General features: G+C 37.2%; 23 protein-coding genes. 22 read left to right on the top strand and 1 reads right to left on the bottom strand.

The features are described from left to right. Positions 1-2: 2 nt before the first annotated feature. From R2Q70_RS01150 to R2Q70_RS01045, 22 genes are all read left to right on the top strand, one after another. Complete coding sequence (locus tag R2Q70_RS01150) at positions 3-539, top strand: DUF3341 domain-containing protein (protein ID WP_010599104.1); 537 nt, start codon at positions 3-5, stop codon at positions 537-539. Next, a complete protein-coding gene (locus R2Q70_RS01145) occupies positions 511-1,134 on the top strand; it encodes a cytochrome c (RefSeq protein ID WP_316805853.1) in 624 nt (207 codons plus the stop codon). The genes R2Q70_RS01150 and R2Q70_RS01145 overlap by 29 nt, the downstream gene beginning before the upstream one ends. Before the next feature lie 15 nt (positions 1,135-1,149). Then, the gene (locus tag R2Q70_RS01140; protein ID WP_316805852.1) at positions 1,150-2,373 is read left to right on the top strand and encodes a quinol:cytochrome C oxidoreductase; all 1,224 of its coding nucleotides are present in this window, start codon (positions 1,150-1,152) and stop codon (positions 2,371-2,373) included. Positions 2,374-2,441: 68 nt separating this feature from the next. Next, positions 2,442-3,680, top strand: a complete 1,239-nt coding sequence (locus R2Q70_RS01135; protein ID WP_316805851.1) for a cytochrome c oxidase subunit II — start codon at positions 2,442-2,444, stop codon at positions 3,678-3,680. 24 nt (positions 3,681-3,704) lie between these two features. Next, positions 3,705-5,579 carry a cbb3-type cytochrome c oxidase subunit I gene (locus tag R2Q70_RS01130; RefSeq protein ID WP_316805850.1) on the top strand — a complete coding sequence of 625 codons (1,875 nt, stop codon included), beginning with the start codon at positions 3,705-3,707 and terminating at the stop codon, positions 5,577-5,579. 88 nt (positions 5,580-5,667) lie between these two features. Beyond that, complete coding sequence (locus R2Q70_RS01125; RefSeq protein WP_316805849.1) at positions 5,668-6,726, top strand: COX15/CtaA family protein; 1,059 nt, start codon at positions 5,668-5,670, stop codon at positions 6,724-6,726. A gap of 11 nt (positions 6,727-6,737) precedes the next feature. Next, positions 6,738-7,646, top strand: a complete 909-nt coding sequence (gene cyoE, locus R2Q70_RS01120; protein WP_316805848.1) for a heme o synthase — start codon at positions 6,738-6,740, stop codon at positions 7,644-7,646. A 15-nt stretch (positions 7,647-7,661) separates the two neighbouring features. Beyond that, a complete protein-coding gene (locus tag R2Q70_RS01115; RefSeq protein ID WP_316805847.1) occupies positions 7,662-8,228 on the top strand; it encodes a cytochrome c oxidase subunit 3 in 567 nt (188 codons plus the stop codon). 31 nt (positions 8,229-8,259) lie between these two features. Next, the gene (locus R2Q70_RS01110; protein WP_316805846.1) at positions 8,260-8,967 is read left to right on the top strand and encodes a cytochrome c oxidase subunit 3; all 708 of its coding nucleotides are present in this window, start codon (positions 8,260-8,262) and stop codon (positions 8,965-8,967) included. Positions 8,968-8,992: 25 nt separating this feature from the next. Continuing rightward, entirely contained in the window at positions 8,993-9,349 is a 357-nt protein-coding gene (locus tag R2Q70_RS01105; protein WP_316805845.1) for a cytochrome C oxidase subunit IV family protein, read from the top strand. Beyond that, a complete protein-coding gene (locus R2Q70_RS01100; RefSeq protein ID WP_316805844.1) occupies positions 9,349-10,044 on the top strand; it encodes an SCO family protein in 696 nt (231 codons plus the stop codon). Before R2Q70_RS01105 ends, R2Q70_RS01100 begins: the two co-directional genes overlap by 1 nt. Positions 10,045-10,130: 86 nt before the next feature. Continuing rightward, a complete protein-coding gene (locus R2Q70_RS01095) occupies positions 10,131-10,670 on the top strand; it encodes a DUF420 domain-containing protein (protein ID WP_316805843.1) in 540 nt (179 codons plus the stop codon). A gap of 107 nt (positions 10,671-10,777) precedes the next feature. Next, on the top strand, positions 10,778-11,380 hold the full coding sequence (locus tag R2Q70_RS01090; RefSeq protein ID WP_316805842.1) for an RNA polymerase sigma-70 factor: 603 nt from the start codon (positions 10,778-10,780) through the stop codon (positions 11,378-11,380). Positions 11,381-11,498: 118 nt separating this feature from the next. After that, a complete protein-coding gene (locus tag R2Q70_RS01085; protein ID WP_316805841.1) occupies positions 11,499-12,461 on the top strand; it encodes a FecR family protein in 963 nt (320 codons plus the stop codon). A 27-nt stretch (positions 12,462-12,488) separates the two neighbouring features. Continuing rightward, entirely contained in the window at positions 12,489-16,124 is a 3,636-nt protein-coding gene (locus tag R2Q70_RS01080; protein WP_316805840.1) for a SusC/RagA family TonB-linked outer membrane protein, read from the top strand. A 10-nt stretch (positions 16,125-16,134) separates the two neighbouring features. Next, complete coding sequence (locus R2Q70_RS01075) at positions 16,135-17,595, top strand: RagB/SusD family nutrient uptake outer membrane protein (protein ID WP_316805839.1); 1,461 nt, start codon at positions 16,135-16,137, stop codon at positions 17,593-17,595. Positions 17,596-17,600: 5 nt separating this feature from the next. Then, the gene (locus R2Q70_RS01070; protein WP_316805838.1) at positions 17,601-18,980 is read left to right on the top strand and encodes a putative zinc-binding metallopeptidase; all 1,380 of its coding nucleotides are present in this window, start codon (positions 17,601-17,603) and stop codon (positions 18,978-18,980) included. 16 nt (positions 18,981-18,996) lie between these two features. After that, on the top strand, positions 18,997-20,319 hold the full coding sequence (locus R2Q70_RS01065; RefSeq protein WP_316805837.1) for a DUF4302 domain-containing protein: 1,323 nt from the start codon (positions 18,997-18,999) through the stop codon (positions 20,317-20,319). 93 nt (positions 20,320-20,412) lie between these two features. Further along, complete coding sequence (locus R2Q70_RS01060) at positions 20,413-20,688, top strand: hypothetical protein (protein WP_316805836.1); 276 nt, start codon at positions 20,413-20,415, stop codon at positions 20,686-20,688. Positions 20,689-20,691: 3 nt separating this feature from the next. Beyond that, positions 20,692-21,087, top strand: coding sequence for a DUF983 domain-containing protein (locus tag R2Q70_RS01055; RefSeq protein ID WP_316805835.1), 396 nt, complete (start codon positions 20,692-20,694; stop codon positions 21,085-21,087). Between the two features lie 347 nt (positions 21,088-21,434). Next, positions 21,435-22,097 carry a DUF2461 domain-containing protein gene (locus R2Q70_RS01050; protein WP_316805834.1) on the top strand — a complete coding sequence of 221 codons (663 nt, stop codon included), beginning with the start codon at positions 21,435-21,437 and terminating at the stop codon, positions 22,095-22,097. A gap of 56 nt (positions 22,098-22,153) precedes the next feature. Continuing rightward, positions 22,154-22,993 (top strand): flagellar motor protein MotB, encoded by an 840-nt coding sequence (locus tag R2Q70_RS01045; RefSeq protein WP_010599746.1) that lies wholly within the window; start codon positions 22,154-22,156, stop codon positions 22,991-22,993. Positions 22,994-23,042: 49 nt separating this feature from the next. Here R2Q70_RS01045 and R2Q70_RS01040 read toward each other — a convergent pair whose 3' ends face one another. Further along, positions 23,043-25,622 carry a hypothetical protein gene (locus tag R2Q70_RS01040; protein WP_316805833.1) on the bottom strand — a complete coding sequence of 860 codons (2,580 nt, stop codon included), beginning with the start codon at positions 25,620-25,622 and terminating at the stop codon, positions 23,043-23,045. Positions 25,623-25,760: the final 138 nt, after the last annotated feature.

Here is a 25,760-nt window from a genome sequence, read left to right as displayed (position 1 = left end):
CAATGAGTGATATCAAATATATTTTAGGCAGTTTTGGTGATCCTGATGAAATGATGCATGGCATCGAAAAGCTTCAGGAAAATGGTGTAAGCATTTACGATGTTTATACGCCAATGCCTATACACGGAATAGAAGCCAAATTAGGAATTAAAAGATCGAGAATCGATATCGCAGCATTTTGCTTTGGTATTACCGGAACTTGCGCAGCTTTTGCTTTAATTTATTTTTGCGCAGTAATCGATTGGAAAGTAAACATTGGTGGTAAGCCATCATTTGCATTACCGGATTTTATTCCGATAATGTTCGAGCTTACCGTATTGTTTTGTGCTTTCGGTATGGTTTTAACTTATTATGCTTCTACGCATTTGTTTCCGGGAAGAGCACCAAGAGTGATGGATCTTCGTGCAACTGACGATCGTTTTGTAATCGCAGTTGATGCAAGGGAAAATGCAGCGCACACTGTTATTGATGGTTTATTAAAAGATGCAGGTGCTTTAGAAGTAAAGTATAATGAAAGGAAGTACATTAGCTATGAATAAGAATAAATTTGTTTATATAGCGTTTTTAGCTATCGCTTTCGCAGCTACGGTATCCGCTTGTAAAGATAAACGCAGTACTGGTTTAGAGTATGCCAGAAACATGTATGATGCATTAGCATTAAATCCGGATCAGCCGGTTGATACTACCAATAAGTTATTGGCTAGTTTCAAAGGCCATACCGCACAGGTTCCGCCAGCAAATACAAAGCCTGTTGGTTTTACGGAATATGACGAATATCCTAATACAAAAGAAGGATATGAAGCTGCAGGTGTAAGCATGGTAAATCCGTTACCTGTTGATACTTTAAATTTAGCAGAAGGAAAACATTTATTTGGTGTTTTCTGTAGTCCTTGCCACGGCGAGAAAGGCGATGGTCAAGGTCACTTAGTTAAAATTGAAAAATTTAGTGGTGTTCCGGCTTATCAAACAGGCGCTTCATCACGTGGTGGAAATATGGTAGATCTTACTCCTGGTAAAATTTATCACACCATCACTTACGGTGTAAATAACATGGGCTCGCATGCTTCACAAATTACGCCAACAGATCGTTGGAAAGTAGTGATGTATGTTCAACAATTACAAAAAGGACAATAGTAAAGCAGAATATAAATGGGAACTCACAATATTAATTTTAGTGAACAGTTTGAGTTTACAGGTAAAGTAAAAACCTTAAGCATTATTGGCATCGTTATCGGTGTGGCAGCAGTGTTATTTGGTTTCTTAGCTGGTGATAAAGTAATGCATGAGCGTACTTTTGCTAACCTGTTGCTTATGGGCTACTACTTTGCATGCGTATGTATGTCGGGTATGTTTTTCCTAGCTGTTCAATTTGTTGCGCAAGCAGGATGGTCTGCTTCAATTTTACGTGTACCACAGGCATTAGCTAAAACATTGCCTATTGCTTCTATAATCCTAATCGTGATTATTTCTGCTGGTTTATATACACATAATTTATACCACCATTGGCATGCTGATGGTTTAACTGACCCAAATAGCCCTAATTACGATTCTTTAATCGCAGGTAAAGCGGTATTCTTAAATGTACCTTTTTTCCTAGGTCGTCAGGTGGTATTTTTAGGCGTTTACAGTGCATTTGCAATGAGCTTTGCTAAATTATCATATAACGAAGATTTAGCTGGTGGATTGGTTTCGTACCGTAAGAGCTTTAAAAATGCTTGTATCTTCCTAGTAATTTATGGTTTTACCACTCCAATCTTTGCTTTCGATACGATCATGTCATTAGAAGCACACTGGTTCTCAACCATGTTCGGTTGGTATAACTTTGCTGCAATGTGGGTAAGTAGTTTAGCAACCATTGCCATCATCATCATCTTATTAAGAAGAGCTGGTTACATGCAGTGGGTTAACAATAGCCACTTACACAACTTAGGTCAGTTTATTTTTGGTTTCTCTATCTTCTGGACTTATGTATGGTTCGCACAGTTCTTATTAATTTACTATGCAAACATGCCAGAGGAAACTGTGTATTTTTACAAACGCTTTGAGTATTATAAATTCTGGTTTTTCTTAAACCTTGCAATGAACTTCTTAGCTCCGGTTTTATTATTAATGGACAGAGACAACAAAAGAACAGACGCGAAGTTGCTATTTGTTTCTATCGTTGTATTGTTAGGTCACTGGGTAGATTATTACCAAATGATTATGCCAGGTGCAGTTGAAGATGGACACAATGGTTTCGGTATCGTTGAAATCGGTACAGCATTAGGTTTTGTAGGTTTATTTACCTTTACCGTTTTAAGCAACCTAAGCAAGAAACCTCTAATTGCGAAGAATCACCCATTATTACAAGAAAGTTTGCATCATCAACTTTAGTAGATGATATATAGGGCAAATATTTAATTATTATTATAATAGAAGTACAGCGTACTACTTTTAAGAAAATGAGTTTAAGAAAGTTTATCACGAATAAAACGACCGCGGCTTTAGCAGTATTACTTACTGTTTTTGCAAACACCAGCGCATTTGCGCAAGAGGCGGCAGCAGGAGCTGCAGCGGCACCGAAAGTTGATATGGGCGAGGTTTATAAATCAGTAATATTTTATATTCTGATTTTTCTTGCCGTATGTTTATTCATCGCTATTATTGGTAAATCAATAAAAGTATATGAATTAAGCCGCGAAGCACAGGGAAAGCCAGTTGGTATTAACTGGAACGGTGTGCATGCAAGTTTATTTGCATTGTTTCTTGTTTTAGGTTTATACGGTGTGTATTGGGAATATACGGTTCATGGATCGATGTTGCTACCTGATGCTGCATCAGAGCATGGAAAGAAGATTGATGAAATGTTTAATTTAACATTAATCATTACTACAATCGTATTCATCTTAACCCACATCTTATTATTTGGATTCGCTTATATCTATAAATACTCTGCGAAAAGAAAAGCTTACTATTACCCACACAACAATACAATCGAAAAAATCTGGACAATTGTTCCGGCTTTAGTATTAACTGTTTTGGTTTTGATGGGTTTCTTAACCTGGAGATCGATTTTCTTCAAAGTTGAAGATCCGAATAACAAGCCTCTTCAAATTGAAGTTACCTCTGAACAGTTCAAATGGTCTATCCGTTACCCGGGAGCCGATGGCATTGTTGGTAAGAAAAACTATAAGTTAACTACTTCTTCGAATACTTTAGGTATCGATTTCAAAGATTTAAATTCTCGTGATGATGAGATGGCTGATGAAATGGTTATTCCGGTAGGTAAGCCAGTAAAGTTAATCTTAAACAGTAAAGATGTTATCCACAGTTTTTACATGCCTCACTTCAGGGTGCAGTTAAACACTGTTCCAGGTATGCAAACGATTTTTGAATTCACTCCAACAAAGACTACCCGTCAGATGCAGGAGGAAACAAACGATCCTAACTTTAAGTTCCTTTTCTTCTGTGCTAAAATTTGTGGTTCTGGTCACTGGAACATGCAGAAAGATGTGCGTGTAGTTTCAGAGGCTGAATACAAAACCTGGATTGCAGAACAAAAAACATACTTAAACGACGATTTAAGAAAACAATTTAATTTGCCTGTGGCGCCTGCGCCTGCTAAACCAGCAGCAGAAGGAGATTCGTCAGCAACCGATTCGGCAGCTGTGAAAGGTAACCAAATGGCTTTAAATAAATAATATTAAGCAGGAGCGAAAAGAATTATGTCAACAATAGCATTACACGACGAACACAATCACGACCACGCTGATCACGGTCACCACAAGGAGACGTTGATCTCGAAGTATATCTTCAGCATGGATCACAAAATGATTGCTAAGCAATTCCTAATTACGGGTATCATTATGGCCGTAATTGCGATGGGTTTATCAATCTTATTCCGTATTCAATTGGCTTGGCCAGATCAAAACTTCCCTTTCTTAGAAACTTTCTTAGGAAAATGGGCTGAAGGTGGTCGTATCAAACCTGATTTTTATTTAGCCTTAGTTACTATTCACGGTACCATCATGGTATTCTTTGTATTAACTGCCGGCCTAAGTGGTACCTTTAGTAACTTACTTATTCCGTTACAAATCGGAGCAAGAGATATGGCTTCGCCATTCTTAAACATGCTTTCATACTGGTTCTTCTTTATGGCTTGTGTGATCATGATGTCTTCATTTTTTATTCAAACTGGTCCTGCTTCTGGCGGATGGACGGTTTACCCACCATTATCGGTTGTTGCTAAAGCAATGCCAGGTTCGGGTATGGGTATGACATTGTGGTTAATAAGTATGGTACTTTTCGTTGCCTCGTCACTAATGGGTGGTATCAACTATGTAAGTACAATCTTAAACATGCGTACTAAAGGTATGGATCTTTGGAAAATGCCATTACCAATCTGGGCTTTCTTCTTAACGGCTATTTTAGGTATCTTATCATTCCCAGTGCTTGTAGCGGGTGTTGTGTTAATGGTATTCGATCGTAGTTTTGGAACAAGTTTCTACCTATCAGATATCGTAATGGGTACTGATATTTTACCAAATGAAGGTGGTTCTCCAATTTTATGGCAACACTTATTCTGGTTCTTAGGTCACCCTGAGGTATATATCGTAATCATGCCGGCATTAGGTATTTCATCAGAGGTTATTTCTGTAAATGCCCGTAAACCAATCTTCGGTTACCACGCGATGGTTTATTCATTAATTGGTATTACTGTACTTTCATTCATCGTATGGGGTCACCACATGTTTGTGACGGGTATGAACCCACTTTTGGGTGGTGTATTTATGATCACTACGTTAATCATTGCGGTACCATCAGCGGTGAAAACATTCAACTACCTGGCTACACTTTGGAGAGGTAACATCCGTTTCACTCCAGCCATGTTATTTGCTATAGGTTTAGTTTCATTCTTTATTTCTGGTGGATTAACCGGTATCTTCTTAGGAAATGCTTCACTGGATATTAACTTACATGATACGTATTTCGTTGTTGCCCACTTCCACCTGGTAATGGGATCTGCAGCTATCTTTGGTATGTTGGCAGGTGTTTATCACTGGTTCCCAAGAATGTTTGGTAAAATGATGAATGCTAAGTTAGGCTACTTACACTTTTGGTTAACTTTCATTGCAGCTTACCTGGTATTCTTCCCACTTCACTTCTTAGGTTTAGATGGTGTACCTCGTCGTTACTATGCTTTCACGGAGTTCGAATTCATGAAAAAATGGTTAACCGTTAACGTATTCGTAACCTGGGCAGCTATTTTTGCAGCCTTGGCTCAGGTAGCATTTTTGTTTAACTTCTTCTATTCAATCTTTAAAGGTAAAAAAGCACCTCAAAACCCTTGGGAAGCAAATACTTTAGAGTGGACAGCACCAGTTGAGCATATCCACGGAAACTGGCCAGGAGAAATTCCTACGGTTTACAGATGGCCATATGATTATAGCAAACCTGGTCATGACGTTGATTTTATCCCTCAAACAGTACCTTTTTCTCAAACGATGAGTTCAAACTTGCCTCATGATTTTGAAGGAAATGCTGAGGCAGAAAAAATTCAACAGGATTGGGAATTGGCTAATCCGGTTAAAGAAAACTAAGATAAGCGCAAAGCTTTAATACAATTTTAAAAGGGGTATCTGATTAAGTTTCTGCTTATCCGGATACCCTTTTCATCTTAAAAGATATATGGTCAGTAGATCAGAACAACGTTTCATCAGGATAAACTTCATAACCATAATAGTTACGCTATTGGTTATTCTTGCCGGCGGTATCGTACGCAGTACGGGTTCTGGCATGGGCTGTCCTGATTGGCCGAAATGTTTTGATCGCTATATTCCGCCAACTGATGTATCGCAACTTCCAGCAAATTACAAAGAAAAGTATGTAGCCGGAAGGATTAAAAAGAATGAAAAATTTGCCAAATACCTGGAAAGTATGGGTAAAGTAGCCTTGGCTGATAGCATTAGAAATGATAAAAGCATTACGCTTCCTGAAGAATTTAATCCGGCCAAAACCTGGGTTGAATATTTAAACCGCTTAACTGGTGTATTTGCAGGATTATTTTTGCTTTTAACCGCTGTTTATTCTTTCACCTATCGAAAAACCGCAAAGCGAATTATAATCCTTAGCATTCTGAATATATTTGTGGTGGGTTATCAGGCCTGGCTGGGTTCGATTGTAGTATCTACCAATTTGGCACAGTGGGTGGTTACCGTACATATGCTCTTAGCGATTGTAATTTTGGCCATTTCGATTTACACCTATAACTACGCGAAGCAACTTGGAAAAGCACCATCTGTGATCATGTATCGCATATTATGGTTAAAGGGGTTTTTACTTTTTACATTGGTTATTAGCATCATGCAAATTGTATTAGGTACAGAGGTTCGAGAAGCCATAGATGTGATTGCAAAATCTGTTTCTTATGGATTAAGGGGTACATGGATTGATAAAGTAGGTGCCGTATTTTCGTACCATCGCGATTTAGCCATACTGGTAGTAATTTGTAATGGAATCATCTATAAAATGGTTATCGATCGTTTTAGCGGAAAGGCAGCTCCATTACTAACCGCAAGGTTTATTTTAATCACGCTTCTCATACAATTGTTAAGTGGCTTCGCATTGGCTTACATTGCGTTTCCACCGGCAGCGCAGGCAGTGCATATTTTGTTTTCTACGCTGTTATTTAGTTTACAGTTTTATTTGTACTTGCTGGTTTACAGAACGAGTACCTACAAACAATAATATAAAGAGAATTGAAACAAGTTATTTCAGATTTTTCTAAACTTATCAAATTCAGGCTATCGTTTACGGTAGTGTTTTCTGCGTCGATTTCATTTTTAATCGGTCAGAAAATGCAGGTAGGCAGAGGGCATATTCCATCAATTGATTGGGGTAACTGGGGTATATTGATAGCCGGAGGTTTTTTAGTCACTGCAGCGGCCAATTGTTTTAATGAGATTATTGAAAAGGATTTAGATAAACTGATGTCTCGCACTAAAGACCGTCCTATGCCAGCAGGAAGAATGACCACCGGACAGGGCTTAATTCTTGGTGTATTTATGGCTTTCTTAGGCACATGGTTACTGGGGCACTTGAATCTTGAAACAGGTCTGTTATCGGTATTTTCGATTTTGCTATACGCATTTGCCTACACACCATTGAAAAGAAAATCGCCTATCGCGGTTTTTGTTGGCGCCATACCTGGTGCGTTGCCACCATTAATTGGTTATTTGGCTGCCTTTGGTAGCTTAAAAGCAGAGATGTTTTATGCCATCGATTATAACATCGCGGTTATTTTATTTCTGATCCAGTTTGTATGGCAATTTCCTCACTTCTGGGCCATTGCATGGGTATTGGATGATGATTATAAAAAAGCCGGGTTCAGGTTATTACCAACCAAGAAACGTGATAAAGCAACAGCGTTGATAACTTTCATCAGTACTTTAATTTTAATCCCTGTGAGCCTAATGCCAACTATTTATGGTTTCGGCGGCTATTATATTGCAGGTTTATCATTAATCGCTGGCATAATATTTAGCTGGCTTGCCTTAAAACTTTTATTGAACAGGGAGTTGATTGATGCAAAACGAGTGATGTTCTGTTCGTTTTTTTACATTCCTGCTGTACAGCTGGGATTATTATTAAATTTTATCGCAAAATAATTTATGGTGCTAACAATGGAAAATATCCAAGATACATTTGATCCAAAACCAAGGAAGTTCATCGTTTGGTTATTTGTGGTTTCATCAACCATTATGTTTGGTGGATTCACCAGTTATTACCTGGTTTTCTCAGCGTCGAAAGGAAAAGGCCATGGTTTGGTTTTACCTGATGCATTTATTTACTCAAGCCTTGTAATCATTGCAAGCAGTATTACACTTTTCCTGGCTTCGAAAGCATTACGCAAACTGAAGTTCAGCTTACAAAGAAATCTACTTTGGATAACTGTAATTTTAGCGATAGCTTTCGGCGTAATGCAGTTTAGCGCATGGGGCAGCATGGTTAATACGGGTGCAACTCTAGTGGGAAATAATGCTGCTATATCATTTATTTACGTGGTAAGTTTTATTCACCTGTTACACATTATTGCAGGTGTTTTCTTAATAATCAGCGCCTTAGTAGGTAGCTATAGAAATATTCCATTAGCGAAAAGCCAGTATCGCATGGAAATCGCATCTATTTTCTGGCATTTTATAGATATATTATGGATATATCTGTATGTTTTTTTACTTTTGAACCGTTAAATTTGTTAACAAACTATTATACTATTTCCAAATGAATTCAGTATCACAATTAGATCAAGTTAAAACCGGACCATGGAATGGTGGTCGTTCTCCGTGGTCGGTAGAATATGGTAAAATCATGATGTGGTTTTTCCTTTTGTCAGATGCTTTTACTTTTTCATCGCTATTGATCTATTATGGCGCTCAGCGTTTTTCAAAATTAACATGGCCAGATCCTGATTTGGTTTTCCAGTCAATCCCTGGTATCATGGATCACGGTGCGCCGTTGGTTTTCGTGGGTATCATGACTTTCATCTTAATCATGAGTTCGGTTACAATGGTTTTAGCCGTAGAAGCCGGACACAGACGTTCGAAAAAAGAAGTAATCTGGTGGATGATCGCAACAATTATCGGTGGTTTTATGTTCTTAGGCTGTCAGGCTTTAGAATGGACACACTTGTTCCACGAAGGATTTGGTTGGGGAAAAATCCCATCTGCTGAAGAATTGAAACACTTATTCTCAGGTGATGTATCATTAATCGCTGCACAACAGTTCTCTAATTTATTTTTCACCATCACGGGGTTCCATGGTTTTCACGTATTTAGTGGTGTGATCATCAATATCATCATCTTAATCATGACCATCAACGGCACGTTCGAAAAAAGAGGTCACTATTTAATGGTTGAGAAAGTTGGTTTATATTGGCACTTTGTAGATTTAGTATGGGTGTTTGTATTTACATTCTTCTATTTGGTTTAATTTATCACGTTATAAAAATATTATCATGTCAGAACATCATTCAAATACAACAGAAGGACACGAACACGACGAACATGCTGGTTTAACAAAAAGTAAAATTTGGCAGGTTTTCGGTATTCTATTGTTAATAACAGTTATTGAATTTATCATTGCTTTGGTGATTTTACCTAAAGGGTATATGTCACACGGAGTAGGGAACTTTGTTTATATTGCATTAACATTGGTTAAAGCTTTTTATATCGTTGCCTATTTCATGCACTTAAAGTACGAAAAGCTTGGGCTTCAACTCTCATTAACAGTTTCATTCATTTTCATTATCTACTTCATCGTTTTAATGTTAATTGAAGGCGGTTTCTTAAACCTCCACATGTTAAGCCATTAATGAAAAGAAATCCTATAAAAAAGGTAATAATCCTGGTAAGCATTTTAGCTATACCAGGATTTTTGTTTTTTTACTTATTGCCACAATTTGCAAAGAACAGGTATAAGAGTCTACCTATCTTTGGTGAAAAAAATGTAGCATCGACATTCCATACCGTAAAAGGGAAGAAGATTCCCGATACCATTTATCACCAGATTCCTGATTTTAGTTTAAGCAATCAAAAAGGAAATGTTGTCAATTGGGCATCGCTAAAAGATAAGATTGTGGTGATGAACCTTTTTTATGCTGATGCGCTGAGCAACAATGTCATTCAGTACATCAAGCAATTATCTGAAGGCTACGAGAAGAAACCGCTGGTCCGATTCGTAAGCTTATCCATAAATCCTGACGACAAAAACAAGCTTGATGGTTTCGCTACCAAGCTTAATGCCAAACCAGGAAAATGGGATTTAGTGACAGGTGATACCGCATCTACATATCCACTCATCAGGAAAGGTTTGATGCTCGATGTGATAAAGGATGATACAAAAGATAAACCTAACTTTATTTTTGGTAATAAGATTTTGCTGATTGATGTCCAACATCGCATCAGAGGCATTTATGAAATTGATAACCCGGAGGCAAGAGGTAGGTTAGAAGACGAAATTAAAGTATTGATTGCCGAATACCTCAGAAATGTAAAGGACGGCAGGTAATTGGGAATGTAGGGTGGAAAGTTTAAAGTACAAAGTAAAAAGTTGAAAGGTAATTGGAGCCAGGCAACATAGCGATTTAAAGTAAAATGAAGTCATCAGTTGAACAAAAATATAATAAGTGGATTATTGTTTTATCCATTGCCATCCCGTTAGTTGTTGCACTACTGTTTGGCGTAAATTTAAGAAAGCTTGGTTATGATGTTAAGCCCTTGTCTTTTTTACCTCCGATTTATGCAGCCATTAATGGAATTACAGCTGTTGTATTAGTGGTAGCGGTATGGGCCATTAAAAACGGCAAACAGAAGCTACATGAGAACCTGATGAAATGCGCAATAGGATTGTCTGTTGCATTTTTAGGTATGTATGTTGCTTACCATATGACCTCAGATTCTACTAAGTTCGGCGGAGAGGGCATAATCAAGTATGTTTATTATGTGATTTTGATTACCCATATCTGCCTGTCTGTAATCATCATCCCTTTCGTATTGGTTACCTATGTTAGGGCATTAGCGCAACGATTTGATAAACACAGAAAAATTGCCCGCATTACTTTCCCAATGTGGCTTTATGTTGCAGTAACTGGCGTAATCGTTTATCTGATGATATCCCCTTATTACAATTATTAAACTAAGTAAAAACACTGCTTTCCAAAAAAGCATCTATTTTCTGTAAGTTTTTTGCGCATTAATTTGTATTATTGATTTGATATTAGCAGGTCAACGCGTTACAATTAATGGATGTAGCAGAAATAGAAACGGGAAGTGATTTAATTACTTTAATTGAGAAAGGTCAGACTTCGATCTTTACCCGCTTCTACACGTCGTACTTTCAAAAACTTTTGTTGGCTAGTGATAAATATTTAAAAGATATTTATGCAGCAGAAGAACTCGTACAGGATGTTTTTCTGAAAATTTGGGAGAATCCGTACCAGTTAACAGAGGTAAAATCTCTTAAATCATATCTCTACCGGGCGGTAATTAACGCATCTATTAATTACATCAATCGCCAGAAAAATATCGAGCAACATCATTTGAAATTAGCTTCCTCATTATCTGATGAATATTTACTCGAGTTGGACGAGGAGCATGAAATTATCGTACTGCTCAGAAACGAAATTGAAAAGTTGCCAACGCAATGCAAGAAAATTTTTAAATTGAATCGATTCGAGAATTTGAAATATAAAGAGATTGCCCAGCAACTTAATATCTCCGAAAAAACTGTCGAAAACCATATTGGCAATGCTTTAAAGATTCTAAGAGAACGGTTTTTGAAAGATTCTCACTTAAATAAACGCGGAAAAGCATATTTGATGCTAATGAATGCATTTTTATATTAAGGTTAAGCATACAAAAAGGCCTTTTATCTAATAATTTTACCTTTATATCTTTTTTTTGAAATAGACTAGGGGTTTTATGAAACTTATTTGTCTATATTATACAAACCCAAACTAACTAATGCCTAACCAACCTGAATACCTGGACTTAATTGTTCGGTATTTAAATAATCCGCAGGATGAAAAACTTCATGCTGAAATTATTTCTTTTTGCGCTGAATCCAAAAGCAATGAATCCTACTTTAGGGATATTGAACGCGTATGGAAATTATCTTCCAAATCTGCCAGTTTAGATCAATTGGATGAAAGGCAAGCGGTTGCTAATTTCCATAAAGCTTTAAATAGCGTTTCAGGGCGCCCGGTAAAGCTTGTTAAATGGCTGAGTGGTATAGCAGCAACAATTTTACTTGCTGCAACTTGCTACTGGTGGTTTGATACAAAAAACACTTCAGCATTATTGAGTTTAAATACGGCTAATAATATCGATTCGGTTAAGCTTGCAGATGGATCGACTGTGATTTTGGCTGAGCATACCACGTTAAGTTATCCCAAATTATTTAGTGGGTCATCAAGAGAAATTATTTTACGCAAAGGAAGAGCTTTCTTTAATGTAACCAAAGATCCACAACATCCTTTCAGTATTACCATGGGCGAATCAAAAGTAAGCGTATTGGGTACTTCTTTTAATATCGACTATTCACGTGGTAAAATTGATTTGGATGTGAAAACAGGTAAAGTGATTTTCTCGCCTTATTCAAACGGCGCATCTTCAATTTTAACAGCAGGACAGGCTCTAACCTATAGTATTCAAAAAAGAGAATTTACCACGCGTTTATCACAAAATGCTGATGCATGGCTAACTAAAGAACTGGTATTTGTTGATACGCCACTTGGAGAGGTTTGCAAGCAACTAAGCCATTATTATGGCAAGAATATTCAGCTGGAAGCCAACCACCAGTTTGTAGAGAAGTTTAATGCTAAGTTTCAAAACAACAATTTAAATGAAGTTTTAGAAGTATTAAAAGCCACATACAATATAAAAGTCAAAGAAACCAAAGATAATATCACCCTAACTACACCTTAACTAATCAAACAAACAAACAATTAAACTATGGAGAGAAATTTCTACCAAAGAAATGCGGGAATGGGTCTGCGCCGTATGGCACTGCTTCTGTGTGCAATCTTTTGGACGGTTTTAGCCAGTGCTGATGCACAGCAAGGCAAAGCCCGGCCCGAAAGATTAGACAGCTACTTAAAGAAAATTGAACAAACTTACAGCGTAAGTTTCGTGTATGATGCAGCTGAAATTAACAAAACTATGATTCTGGATGTTCCTACTAAACTAACATCCATTACCGAATCATTAGACCAGTTAAAGCAAAAAAACATTGCTTATAAATTAGTCGGAAAACAGGTAATTCTAAAAGTTCAGGAATCGCCAAAGTCAAATCAAAAAGACATCATTATTAAAGGAAGAGTTAGAGATAAAAAAGATGGCTCGCCAATGCCGGGTGTGAGTGTTCGCGAAAAAGGCGCATCAAATGCCGTATCGACCAACGGAAATGGAGAATACCAAATTCGTGTTAAAGATGGCGCAACTTTATCTTTTGCCTCTGTAGGTTACAAAACCATTGAGGTTGTTGTGAATGGCAGAACCACTATTGATGTTTCTATTGAAGAAGATGCTGCACAACTTAAAGAAGTTAATGTGGTTTCTACAGGTTATCAGGAACTGAACAAAAAACTATTTACGGGTTCGGCAACAGCATTAAAAGCTTCTGATGTAAAGCGTGATGGTATCACGGATGTGAGTCGTATGCTCGAAGGACGTGTTGCCGGTGTTTCAGTGCAAAACGTTTCAGGTACATTTGGTGCCGCACCTAAAATCCGTGTTCGTGGAGCGACTTCAATTTCTGGCGATAACAAACCACTGTGGGTGGTTGATGGAATTATCCTGGAAGATGTGGTGAATATCTCTAACGAGCAATTATCAACAGGAGATCCATCTACATTGGTAGGTTCATCTGTGGCGGGCCTAAACCCTGATGATATTGAAAGCTTCAACATTTTAAAGGATGCTGCTGCAACAGCACAATATGGTGCCAGAGCGATGAATGGTGTGGTAATCATCACCACCAAAAAAGGTAGAAATACTGAGGGTAAACCATTGATCTCTTACACGGGAAACTTCTCCAGTTATATGAAACCATCATATAATAATTTCGATATCTTAAATTCAGCTGACCAAATGAATGTATACATCGAAATGCAAAACAAAGGATGGTTAAATCACTCTAGCTCATCTCGTAGTGCAAATGGTGGCGTTTTCACAAAAATGTACAACCAAATGTATATCTATGATCCGGCTACAGATAGTTATGCTTTAAGAAACGATGCGCAAAGCCAAAAACAATTTTTACAGCGTTATGCTGATGCGAATACAGATTGGTTTGATGTATTGTTTAAACAATCGTTAATGCAGGAACATTCGGTAAGTGTGGCTACTGGTACGCAGAAATCTAAAATTTATGCTTCAACAAGTTTCCTCCAGGATAATGGATGGACAGTTGGTGACAACGTAAAAAGATTCACCGGAAACTTTCGTGGTAACTTCGAAATTAGCGACAAGCTGAGCTTCGAATTAATTACACAAGGTTCAATTCGTGATCAGAAAGCACCTGGTACCTTAGGCAGAAACGGAAATCCGGTTTACGGAACCTATGATCGTGATTTCGATATTAATCCTTTCAGTTATGCTTTAAATACCAGCCGTACCCTAACACCTTATGATGCAAATGGTAACCGTGAGTTCTTTAGCCAAAATTATGCGCCGTTTAACATTTTAAATGAGCTGGAAAATAATACTTTAGAATTAGGTCTTATCGATTTTAAAGTTCAGGGCGGTTTAAAGTACAAAATCACCAACAACTTAAAGTATTCATTTGATGGTGCATATCGTTTCGCAAAGACTACTCAGGAGCATAAAATCACTGAAAACTCAAACATGGCACAGGCTTACCGTGCCGGTATAAGTCCTGATGATGCAACCATCAGAAACAATAACAAGTTTTTGTACAGCAATCCGGATGATCCGAATGCGTTACCGGTTTCTGTGCTTCCTTACGGAGGTTTTTATAAAACTAACGATGACAACATCATAAACTATTACGTTCGTAACAGTTTAGAATACGATAAAACATTCAATGAAGATCATCTTTTTAACGTGTTCGCCACACAAGAGATGCGTTACATTAACCGTCAAAACAAAGTTTTTGATGGCTACGGATATCAATACGACAAAGGTGGTGTTCCGTTTATAGATCCAAACATCGTTAAACAAAACGTAGAGGGTGGTTTTAACTATTACAGTATGAACTATCGTTACGAGCGTTATTTAAATTATTCGTTAAGAGCTGCTTATTCATACAAAGGAAAATATAGCCTAAATGCTACTGGTCGTTACGATGGCTCTAACTTGCTGGGTGAATCACCAACAGCAAGATGGTTACCAACCTGGAACGTATCAGGTGCCTGGAATATCGACACTGAGAATTTCATGCAAAGTGAAAGACTTAGAAGCATCATCAGCCGTGCTACTTTAAGAGCAACATATGGTTTAGTAGCTAGTATGGGTTCGGCAACTAACTCTAGCTTAGTGGTACAAAGTATGGGTACACGCCGCCCTTATCTTGGGGAAAAAGAGACTAAACTATACATTGCTGGTCTTGAAAACTCTGAGTTAACTTTCGAAAAATTAAACGAGTTAAACATTGGATTAGATTTAGGCTTATTTAAAGAAAGAATGACCTTAACGGTTGATGCTTACAGAAGAAAAAGTTTCGATTTAATTGGTGCATTCAGAACTTCTGGTATTGGTGGTGAAGCCATTAAACAGGCCAACTATGCTGATATGAAATCAGAAGGTATAGAGGCAGCCTTAGGAGCAAAAGTAATCACCTCGCCAGGTTTCAATTGGTCCACCCAGTTAATTTTTGGCTACAACCGAAATGAGATCACCAACTTAAAAAATCAGCCGAATATTTTTGGCTTAATTGGTGCTGATGGTGGACCGCTTGAGGGTTATGCGCAAAGAGGTTTGTTCTCTCTTGATTTTCAAGGTTTAGATCCCTTAAATGGATCGCCAAGATTTATAAATGATGAGGGTGTTGTAAGTGGTGATGTTTACCTTCAAAGTGATGTGGTAAAATACCTGAAATATGAAGGACCAATTGATCCGAAATATACAGGTGGTTTCTCAAACACTTTTAAATACAAAGATTTCACCTTATCTACATTAGTAACATTTGCTGCTGGAAACAAAGTTCGCTTATCACCAGCTTTTAAAACAAGTTATACTGATTTAGATGCCATGCCAAAAGCTTTCTTAAGCCGTTGGGAAAAACAAGGTGATGAATTGCTAACCAATGTGCCATCTATTTTAGACGTTTTGGAAGCACAATCATTTGGAAGCAATTATGCTTACAACAATTACAATTATTCTACTGAACGTGTAGCTGATGGTGGTTTTGTAAGAATGAAACAAATTATTTTAAGCTACAACATACCAACTAAATTTACGAAGAAGCTTGGTTTAACCAACTCATCAATTAGTGCGGTAGGTAATAACTTGTTTTTAATTTATTCAGATAAAAAATTAAATGGCCAGGATCCTGAGTTCTTTGGATCTGGTGGGGTGGCTTTGCCAATCCCTCGTCAGTTTACATTATCTTTAAAGGTGGGATTCTAAACATAATATCATGAAAAAAATATATATATCGATAATTGCTTTAGCGCTTATATCGACAACTGGTTGCAAAAAGTTTCTAGAGCAGGCGCCAGATCAAAGAACTCAGGTTAATACAGTTGAAAAGGTTGCAGAATTATTAACCAGCGCATATCCAGAAGGTAACTATATTGCTTTTACCGAAACTTCATCAGACAATGCTGAAGATAAAGGGCCAGGAATTGGCAGCGAGGGCAGAACAATTACCCAACCGTACTACTGGCTGGATAATGACGATGACGGTAGCGATACCCCTACTCAGTATTGGAATTCTTGCTACGAAGCTATTGCAGCAGCAAATGCTGCTTTAGAAGCGATTGAGGTAAATAATTTGGGAGCAGCAGCATTACCTTATAAAGGTGAAGCTTTAGTTGCCAGAGCTTATGCTCACTTTATGTTGGTAACCTTATATTCAAAGGTATATGATCCGGCAACCAGCAATGATTCTCCAGGAATTCCGTATGTAACTGCACCAGAGAAAATTGTGTCAGCTCAGTATACACGTGGAACAGTTGCTTCTGTATATGCTAATATTGAGAAAGACTTATTAGCTGGTCTTCCGTTAATCAAGAACACTTCTTATAAAGTTGCTAAATACCACTTTAATGTAGCTGCTGCGAACGCTTTTGCAGCAAGATTCTTTTTGTTCAAAAAGGATTATGAAAAAGTGATTCAGTATGCCAGTGCAGTATCGCCTGGAAACGCTTTTGCTACCATACTTAGACCCTGGAATACAAGATACAATACTTATACTTTGGATGAGCAGGTGATTAACTTTACTCAGGCGAGTGAACCCTCTACATTGCTATTAATCGAAACTGCTTCGTCATGGGCGAGAACAACCTCTCCAAGATATGGTTTTGGTCAGATTCAAAACAATGAAATGTTCTTAGTAAATGTTACTGGAGCACGTTGGGCATATAAATCTGCTTACTATGGTGTTCCGCATTATACCATGTTAAAGTGGAATGAATATTTTGTTAGAACAAGTCCTAATGCCACTATTGGTTTCCCTTACACCATTGTGCCAGTATTAACTGCTGATGAGGTATTGTTAAATAGGGCAGAAGCTTATGCATCATCAGGACAAAATGCTTTAGCGCTTGCTGACTTGAATACTTACTGTAGTACCAGAATTTTGAACTACAACGCCACAACACATGCGGTAACGCTAGCTAAAATCGCTGCTTTTTACGGTACCGCCGATCCTAAAGCGGGTTTAATTGCAACAATTTTAGATTTCAAAAAGAAAGAATTTACACAGGAAGGTTTAAGATGGTTTGATATTTTAAGGTATAAACTACCTGTCCAACACAGGGTTTTTGCAGTAAACGGTTCCTTTACTACAAATACACTGGCTGCAGACGATCCGCGTAAATTATTTCAACTGCCAAATCAGGTTACACTTTCAGGTATTGCTCAAAATCCAAGATAATTATTATGAAAAAAATATTTAATAAAGGCGTTGTAGCATTAGGTATGCTTACAATCCTGGCATCTTGTAAAAAAGAAGGCACCTTAAATGCCAATCTGGATGCGATTGATCAAAATATTATTACCAATAAAAATGCAACTGATTTATGGTTAGATCAGAATTTTTTAAATCCATATAACATCGAAACCAAGTATCGTTTTGATCGTTTTGAACTCCCATCTGGTAAAAATATTACACCACCTTTGGTTGGGCAGGTTATTCCGGCCATGGAGATGGTTCGTGATGTCTGGATTAGACCTTTTGAAGCTGCAGGTGGCAGCGATTTTATTAAAAGGATATCGCCAAAACAATTTGTTTTAGCAGGTAGTGCAGAATATAATAGCAATGGATCCATTACTTTGGGTACAGCAGAAGGTGGACGTAAAATCGTATTGTACGTAATTAACTCCTTTGATAAAACCAACCTGGCATCAGTAAAACAAATGATCCAGGTGATTCAGCACGAATACACCCACATTTTGAATCAAACTGTTGATTTCTCTCCCGAATATCAAACGGTTTCGAGAGGAGGTTACGAGGCAAACTGGACACAAAGACCACTCTCAGAGGCTTATTCTTTAGGTTTTATTACACAATATGCCCGGGTATCACCTGGAGAGGATTTTGCAGAACAATCATCGAACATGTTAATGATGGGTGGCGTTCAGTATAACGGTATTGTAGCTTCGGTTCCTGCAGATGCACAAATTAAATTGAAGAAAAAGGAACAATTCGTTGTTGACTATTTTAAAACAGCATTTAATATCGATTTCTATAAACTTCAAAAAGAGGTGCAATTGGCTCTGTTCAAAGTTTCGGCGCCTGTTCTTTCGCGTATGATTGGTTTAGGCGTGGGATATACTACGCTCACTTCAAATCCTTCTACTGACCCGAGTCAGTCTGCAGAATTTTTAGGCTTGTGGAATGCAGCAAAAACTTCAATGACAGCTGGTGGTTTTGTGCTAAAAGATTTCAAAATGACTTTTAGAGCATCCAATTTGATGACTTTAAGATATACATTTACAAATGCTGCCGGTACGACTACTTATTCAGCTGATGCGGATTATACTTTAGCATTAAATACAACTACTGGTGTAACAACTTTTACCTTAAATGCTACGCAGCCTACGGCAACCGTTCCGGCTGTCGATCCTGTACCTTACTCCAACATGGGCGTTATTAATGCAAGAATGGCTGGCGTAAACAGTTATTTTACTTCGGGCTCATTCAGGGTAAACTGGATTAACCAGATTATACCGGGCGAGATCGGTTTTGTAGGTTCACTAGGTGCTTTTTACAAAACTACTAATGCCAATTCATATTTTTACGGAACAATGGGCCATTAATAAAGGAGAAATTAACATGAAAAAAATATTTTTATATTCATTATTGTCTCTTGCTTTTTTTGCAGGTTGTAAAAAAGAGGAAGTTTTAATTGATGGACAAAGACCAGAGGAAAGGGTTACCGAAGCGGTAACAAAATACACCAATGCTTTAACTGGTAGTACAACAGGCTGGAAAGCTTTTTTATATCCCGATGGTGGTGGCGGCTACTCCTTTTTTCTAAATTTTAACAAAGAAAACAAGGTAAGCATGTATGCCGATTTGGATTATGCTCCCGCTTCGGACATTATGGAAAGTACTTACAGGGTTAAGGCTTTTCAAAACCCAACTTTATCGTTTGATACCTACAGTTACATGCACATTCTCGCTGATCCAAATCCTAATACTTTTGGTGGTGTGGCTGGTTGGGGTGTTTATTCTGACTTCGAATTTACGTTTGATAAGCAGGTAGGAGATTCAATTATGCTTACCGGCAAACTCCTTAAAAGCAAGTTGATTTTAGTGAAAGCAACAGCTGCTGAAAAAGCATCTTACGATGCAAAAGGTTTGTATAATTCTGTTGCCACTGCAGTAGACTACACTACATTGAACAAAAATTTATACGCATTAATTGGTGATCAAACAAAAGTTCAGATCAGCATTGATGTTTACAATAAAATATTCAGTTTAATCTGGGATAGCAATGGCGAAGTAAATACGGCTACCACTGGCTTTGCTTTTACGCTTACTGGCATCGTACTAAAAGAGCCATTGTTTTATAAAGGCAAGAAAATAACAGAATTGACGTGGGATCCGGTAAAGAAAGTATACTACACCACTATCGACGGACAAAGAGTTGAAGTTGTAGTGTCTTCAACACCAATTCTTCCATTGCATTTATTGATGGGGCTAAATTATTCGAGAATTGTGGTTCCGCAAGCTACTACAAGCCCGGGATGGGGGGCAGATTTTATTGCCCAAAGAGCCAGTGCTGCAACCGGCGTGGCTACTTTTAGCGTAGGTGGAAGTAGGTTAACATTAGGTAGCATGACCTACATATTTAACACAAACGCTCAAACCATGACACTTAATGTGATTACACCATATGCAGCAACAAGTTTAACACTTACCTACCCGTACACCTATACGAAAACCACAGCCGGAACTTATAAATTTACAATAGGTACTGCTGGTGGAAACGCAGCTGCACTGGCTGGTGTAATGGCACCATTACTTGCTCAACGCATTAACGTAGACGAATTCACTTTGGATTATTTTACAAATCCAACAAATGGTGCAACGCTGGGGCAGTTTAAAAGTGTTCAGCACCCAACATTTACATTTACCGGTACTTTACAATAATTAACAATCTCTCCCTAAAACCCCGCCTCATCAGCGGGGTTTTTTTATGACATAATTTTTGCCACCCGGCGTTCGTTTAATCTTATATTTGCAATGATGAAAAAGACATTCACTTTTATCTTATTTTCAATCGCTTGTGTAGTGCTATTTGCTGCAAATGTACAGGCGCAATGTGCCATGTGTAGCATCAATGCCGAGCAAGGCGTAAAAAACGGCAATACGGTTTCTGCAGGATTAAACACCGGGGTTTTATATTTATTGGCTATTCCTTACCTGATGGCAATGATTGTTGGTGTGGTGTGGTATAAAAAATTCCGTAAGAAAAATGTAGACCTAAACATGAAAAAGGAGCCTTTTCATTTAAACTAAAAAATGTCGGGTAAAACCTCAAAACTATCTGCAATTGTTCATTGCAAATGCCCGCACTGCCGTAGGGGAGATATTTTTACGGGCAGTATGTATGGTTGGAACATTCAGCACACCAAAGAAATTTGCAGTTATTGTGGCCAACGCATAGAAATCGAACCGGGCTATTTTTACGCAGCCATGTACGTAAGTTACGCCATGAATGTGATTGAAATGCTTATGGTAAGTTTTGTTACCTATTTAATTTTTGGCCCGTTAACTGACGCTACCTTTTGGCATTACCTGATCACCATTTTTTCTGGTTGTTTTATTTTGTATCCATTCAATTATCGTTATTCCAGGATAATCCTGCTTCACGTATTATCGCCTAATATAAAATACAAACCTTATTACGATAAATAGTATCTTTAATTAAAAGCTAATTATGATTACTAACCATGCATCGTTTACGAAAAATATATTTTTTGTAACCTTAATAACCTCAATTTATTTTGTACTGGCATTTACAGGTATATTGGCTAAGTTACAAACGATAACACTAATTGGCGCAGTCTCAGAGTTAATTACCATTCCGCTTATAATTTTATTGATCGTTATTTTCTTGTTTTCATTGTATCAGTTATTTACAAAACGCAATCATATTTCAGGTTATTCAGTAATCACACTATCGCTATCATTTAGTATTATCACTTTGATGTTCATCATCAAATAGCTTTCAAAAAAACTAAAACTCTATCTATATTTTACGAATGTTAAAAAAAGAAACCTTAAAATTTATTAAAGATGTTGCGGAGAACAATAACCGCGAATGGTTTGCAGAACATAAAGACATATATGAGGAAGCAAAGCAGGATGTTTTAAATTTAGTTTCTGCCATCATTCCGGAACTTGCCAAAGTAGACCCATTAATTTCTGCCGAAACTGATCCGAAGAAAAACCTGATGCGCATTTACCGTGATGTTCGTTTCAGTAAAAATAAAGATCCATACAAAAACAACTTTGGTATTTGGTTTTCGGCTAAAGGCAAGGGAGGAAACGAACCGGGTTATTACCTGCACATTCAGCCTGGTAAAAGTTTTATTGCAGGCGGTTATTGGATGCCCGAAGCCGCACACTTAAAACTAATCAGACAAGAAATCGATTACAATATCGATGAATTTAAAGAAATTATATCTGCTAAAGATTTTAAAAAATACTTTACGCTGGGTACCAGCAATGCACTGAAAAATGCACCGAAGGGATATGATCCTGCCGATCCGAACATTGAATATTTGAAACTGAAAAGTTTCGAAGCCACTACTTCATTAACTGACAATGAATTTTTTGATCCCAAACTCGTTAATAAGTTAATAAGTTCTTTTGGTGCAATACAACCATTAATTGCATTTTTACGAAACGCGATTAGTCAATAATCAAACTCGAAATTTATCAGGTTTGATACCTGATGCTAAATTCCTGATACTTAAATATGAAAAATACCTTTTTAACTTTTGCCATTCTTTTATTTATTTCATCCCTAACATCATGTGTTGTATTGTCTCCAAAAAAGTATAAAGCTTTATTAGGGAGCAAAGATTCTTTGTATACCGCGTTTAACGAGGGTTTGGTTAAAATTGAGAACCTGGAAAACGAAGTTAAAAAGCTGAAGAAAGATACCTCGATGATGGCTGAAGAGTTGAGAGATTTGCAGAACAGCTACAATGAAGTAGACGCCAGTTATAAAAAACTTAAAAATAATTCAACTACAGAAATTACCAAGCTATCAGGCGATCTTGCTGCCCGCGAGAAACGCCTGAAGGAGGTCGAAGAGGTGTTGCGTAAACGCGATGAAGCCACCAATTCTTTAAAAGAAAAATTGCAGCAAGCATTGCTCGGTTTTACAAAAAGTGGGTTAACCGTAGAAATTAAAAATGGTAAGGTATATGTTTCCTTAACAGATAAATTATTGTTTCCATCGGGAAGTATTATTATTGATGATAAAGGAAAACAGGCGTTAACGCAACTGGCAAACGTACTGAAACAACAGCCTGAAATTAATATCGCTGTAGAAGGTCATACCGATAACCAGAAGATTAATAACCTTGGCCAGATCAAAGATAACTGGGATTTAAGTGTTTTAAGGGCCACATCGGTAGTGCGTTACCTTACCGAAAATGAAAAGGTAGAGAGTGTGCGGATGACGGCAACCGGTAAAGGCGAATTTCAGCCTTTAGGTTCAAATGCAGGAGCCGATGGAAGAAGTAAAAACCGCAGAATTGAGATTGTACTTTCTCCTAAACTGGATGAGCTTTACAACTTAATTAAGTAACAAAAAACAAATAGATTAAATGTCCTGCTGGGTAAACCAACAGGACATTTTATTTTTTATAGGATTTCAAAACTTTAAAAGTCTGATCAAACTCAAAGTTATTCAGGTTACTATATTCAGGTAATGAAATTTTATGTAACGATAAAAAATTAAAAAGCTGTTTAATTGCGTTCGAAACTTCTTCCGGGCGATCGCAATGTTTTAATGAATCTATTTTTAGTAACTGCAGAGCAATCTCATAAATTTTAAAGTCTTCCTGGCTGGCCATTTTTATTCCCATTTCGGTTTCTACAACTGCTTGTTCATAGTTATGCGTACAGTTATAAAAATTTGCCTTAAAAACACTAAAGCCAACGGTAATAAAGTTGGTATAGTAAGTGTAATCGCACTCAATTATCTTTTCTACAAACTCAATAATCCGCTTTGCTTTTTTATAGTAATTAAGTTTTAAATAAGTTTGTCCCAGGTGAAGCAACAAGAAGGGGGAGAATACCGAATACCGTACGTAGAAAATATTCGGATACCTATTTAAAATGGCCATGATGAACCGGTGGCATTCGGCATAATTTTTTTGTGCAAAAAGGGTAAGCAGCACCATCCGGTACGAGAGCACTTCTGTCGTGGTAATTTGACTGTTTCGTAAGGGTTCGCTTTTATCAATTTGCTGGCAAAGGCTTATAATTTTTTCTTCAAGTGTTTTACTTTCATTTGGTTTGCCAATCAGGTTGTTGTGGAAGTATAAAATTAAATCATAAGGGTTAATCGGAAATAACTCCGTCAACCTTTTATAGTGCCTTTTTAACGATTGCATGGCATTAACCAAAAGCGTTTTGTCAATGTCGATGAGTGCAATGTTACACTCAATAACCAATAGCATGATCTGAACATCTTCGTTGAGCACATTATCAGAAATCGCTTTTACGGTTTCTTTATATAATGGGCTCATCGTTCTGCCATTAGCCAAAATATCAATAAAATCCATATTGATACTTTGTTTATTGAAATTAGAATTAGGCTTACTTATTTCATATTTCGATACACTGCAGATAAAGTCAAACGAGTCGTTTTTTTCTTCATTTGTGAAAGGCAATTTCAGAATGTTTCTCAACTCCAAAATTTCATTTCTATTGATACAAAACCTGATAGACCAGTTTAAAATGTGATTTCTGATTAACGTTTTTGTGGTGTAGTGTTCTAAAATATGCTCAAAAAACGCTGCACTCGGTTTGTAATTAAATTTTTCGGTAATTTGAATAAACAGAAAATAGGTGTAAATATCATCGTTCAGGAAACGAACTACTTCTGTAGGGATAGCAGTACTTAACCGTTTTTCCTGAATTAGGATCCCATCATACAGGAGTTCGTCGTAGGCATCAGGATAGTCATTAATATAGGCTAGGATGTTTTCTTTAGCTACGCGAAGCCCTTTATTACCTTTAGAAATGTTTTCACTGATTTTTTTAAGCAGGAAGATCTTTTCAGTACTTTTTTTCGCCAGAAAGATTTTCTTCTCCAGAAAGTAATTAATCAGTTCATAGCATAAAAGTGGATCATCTAATTCAAGCGAAAAATTTTCATTCTTTAACTGAAAATAAACCTGTAGCCAAAAGGGAGATTTTAACTGTTTCAAAAGCGTTGGGTGAACATCCTCCTGGGTTACATCTTTTTCTTCAAGATGACTAAGGATACCCAACATTTCCTCGGCATTTAATGGCGGAACATTATCAAGCACATCAATGTCATAGAACAGGCCATTATACCAGTTTTTGGTCAAGAAGGCTGAACCCGTAATAATGGGCTGTAGATTTACCCAGGTATTGGTTCGAAGACCAAACACCAACTTTAAAAAACTATTTTCCTCAATACTATAAAGGAAATCAACAAATATTTTAAAAAAATCAGTTCTGGCCAGGAATGGGTCAATTCCGTCGACAACAATAACAATTTTTCCCTCTCTTTTATCGGGATGTTTTTTAAAATAGCTTACTAAAGCACTAAGACTTTCAAATTTAAACTCTTTCAGAAACCAATCTTTTAATGAAAGCCCATTTTGAATGATGGTATTTATGCTATTCACATTGAGTAGCAAAATGATGTCATTTTTATATAAAGCTTGTTCAGCATAAAAAAAATGTTCTACCATGTGCGCAATCAATATAGACTTTCCTTGTCCAGGTTGTGCACTTATAGTCGTAAACTGATAATTATTCTTTAAGAAATAATCGAAATCGGGATAGTAAAAATTTCGGTTGGCTGTAAAATTAAATGGAACCCCTGAGTTGTTTTTCTTGGCAACCAGTGCCAATTCTGTAATAGACTTAGCTGTGAGCTTAATGGTTTGCCAAATACTTTGCGAGGGGACAATTTGATTCTCTTTTTCTTTACAAAAGGCATTCCAGTCGGCATAGCCGATGTATTGTGAGAGGCTGTTTAAGGTAAAAAGAGAGAACTTATGCAGCGTATTGGCAAAACCGAAGAACCTTTTTATAGTGGTTTCACTAACGTAGTTTTTCGTGTCCTGGAATACATACTCAGAAATTACTTTACAATGTGCAGGATCGATGTTTCTTAACCCTGATTTGATAAGTACAAACTTCCTGAGCTCAATAAGGAGTTCGTTAGCGTTCATTAATTTATGGGATGACTACGCTAATGTCATCAAATTTTCACAATACAGGAAATGAAATGCGTAACAATTAGCGCTATGAATAAAATGAATGAAAGAACAAGCCAAACAATGAATAGGAATGGATAGAATAGAAGTCTA

Origin of the sequence: Pedobacter agri (assembly GCF_032678665.1) — a bacterium.
GTDB classification, from domain to species: Bacteria; Bacteroidota; Bacteroidia; order Sphingobacteriales; family Sphingobacteriaceae; genus Pedobacter; species Pedobacter agri_A.
The sequence above is the reverse complement of the archived record's forward strand: the minus strand, read 5'-3'. Positions and strand labels throughout refer to the sequence as shown.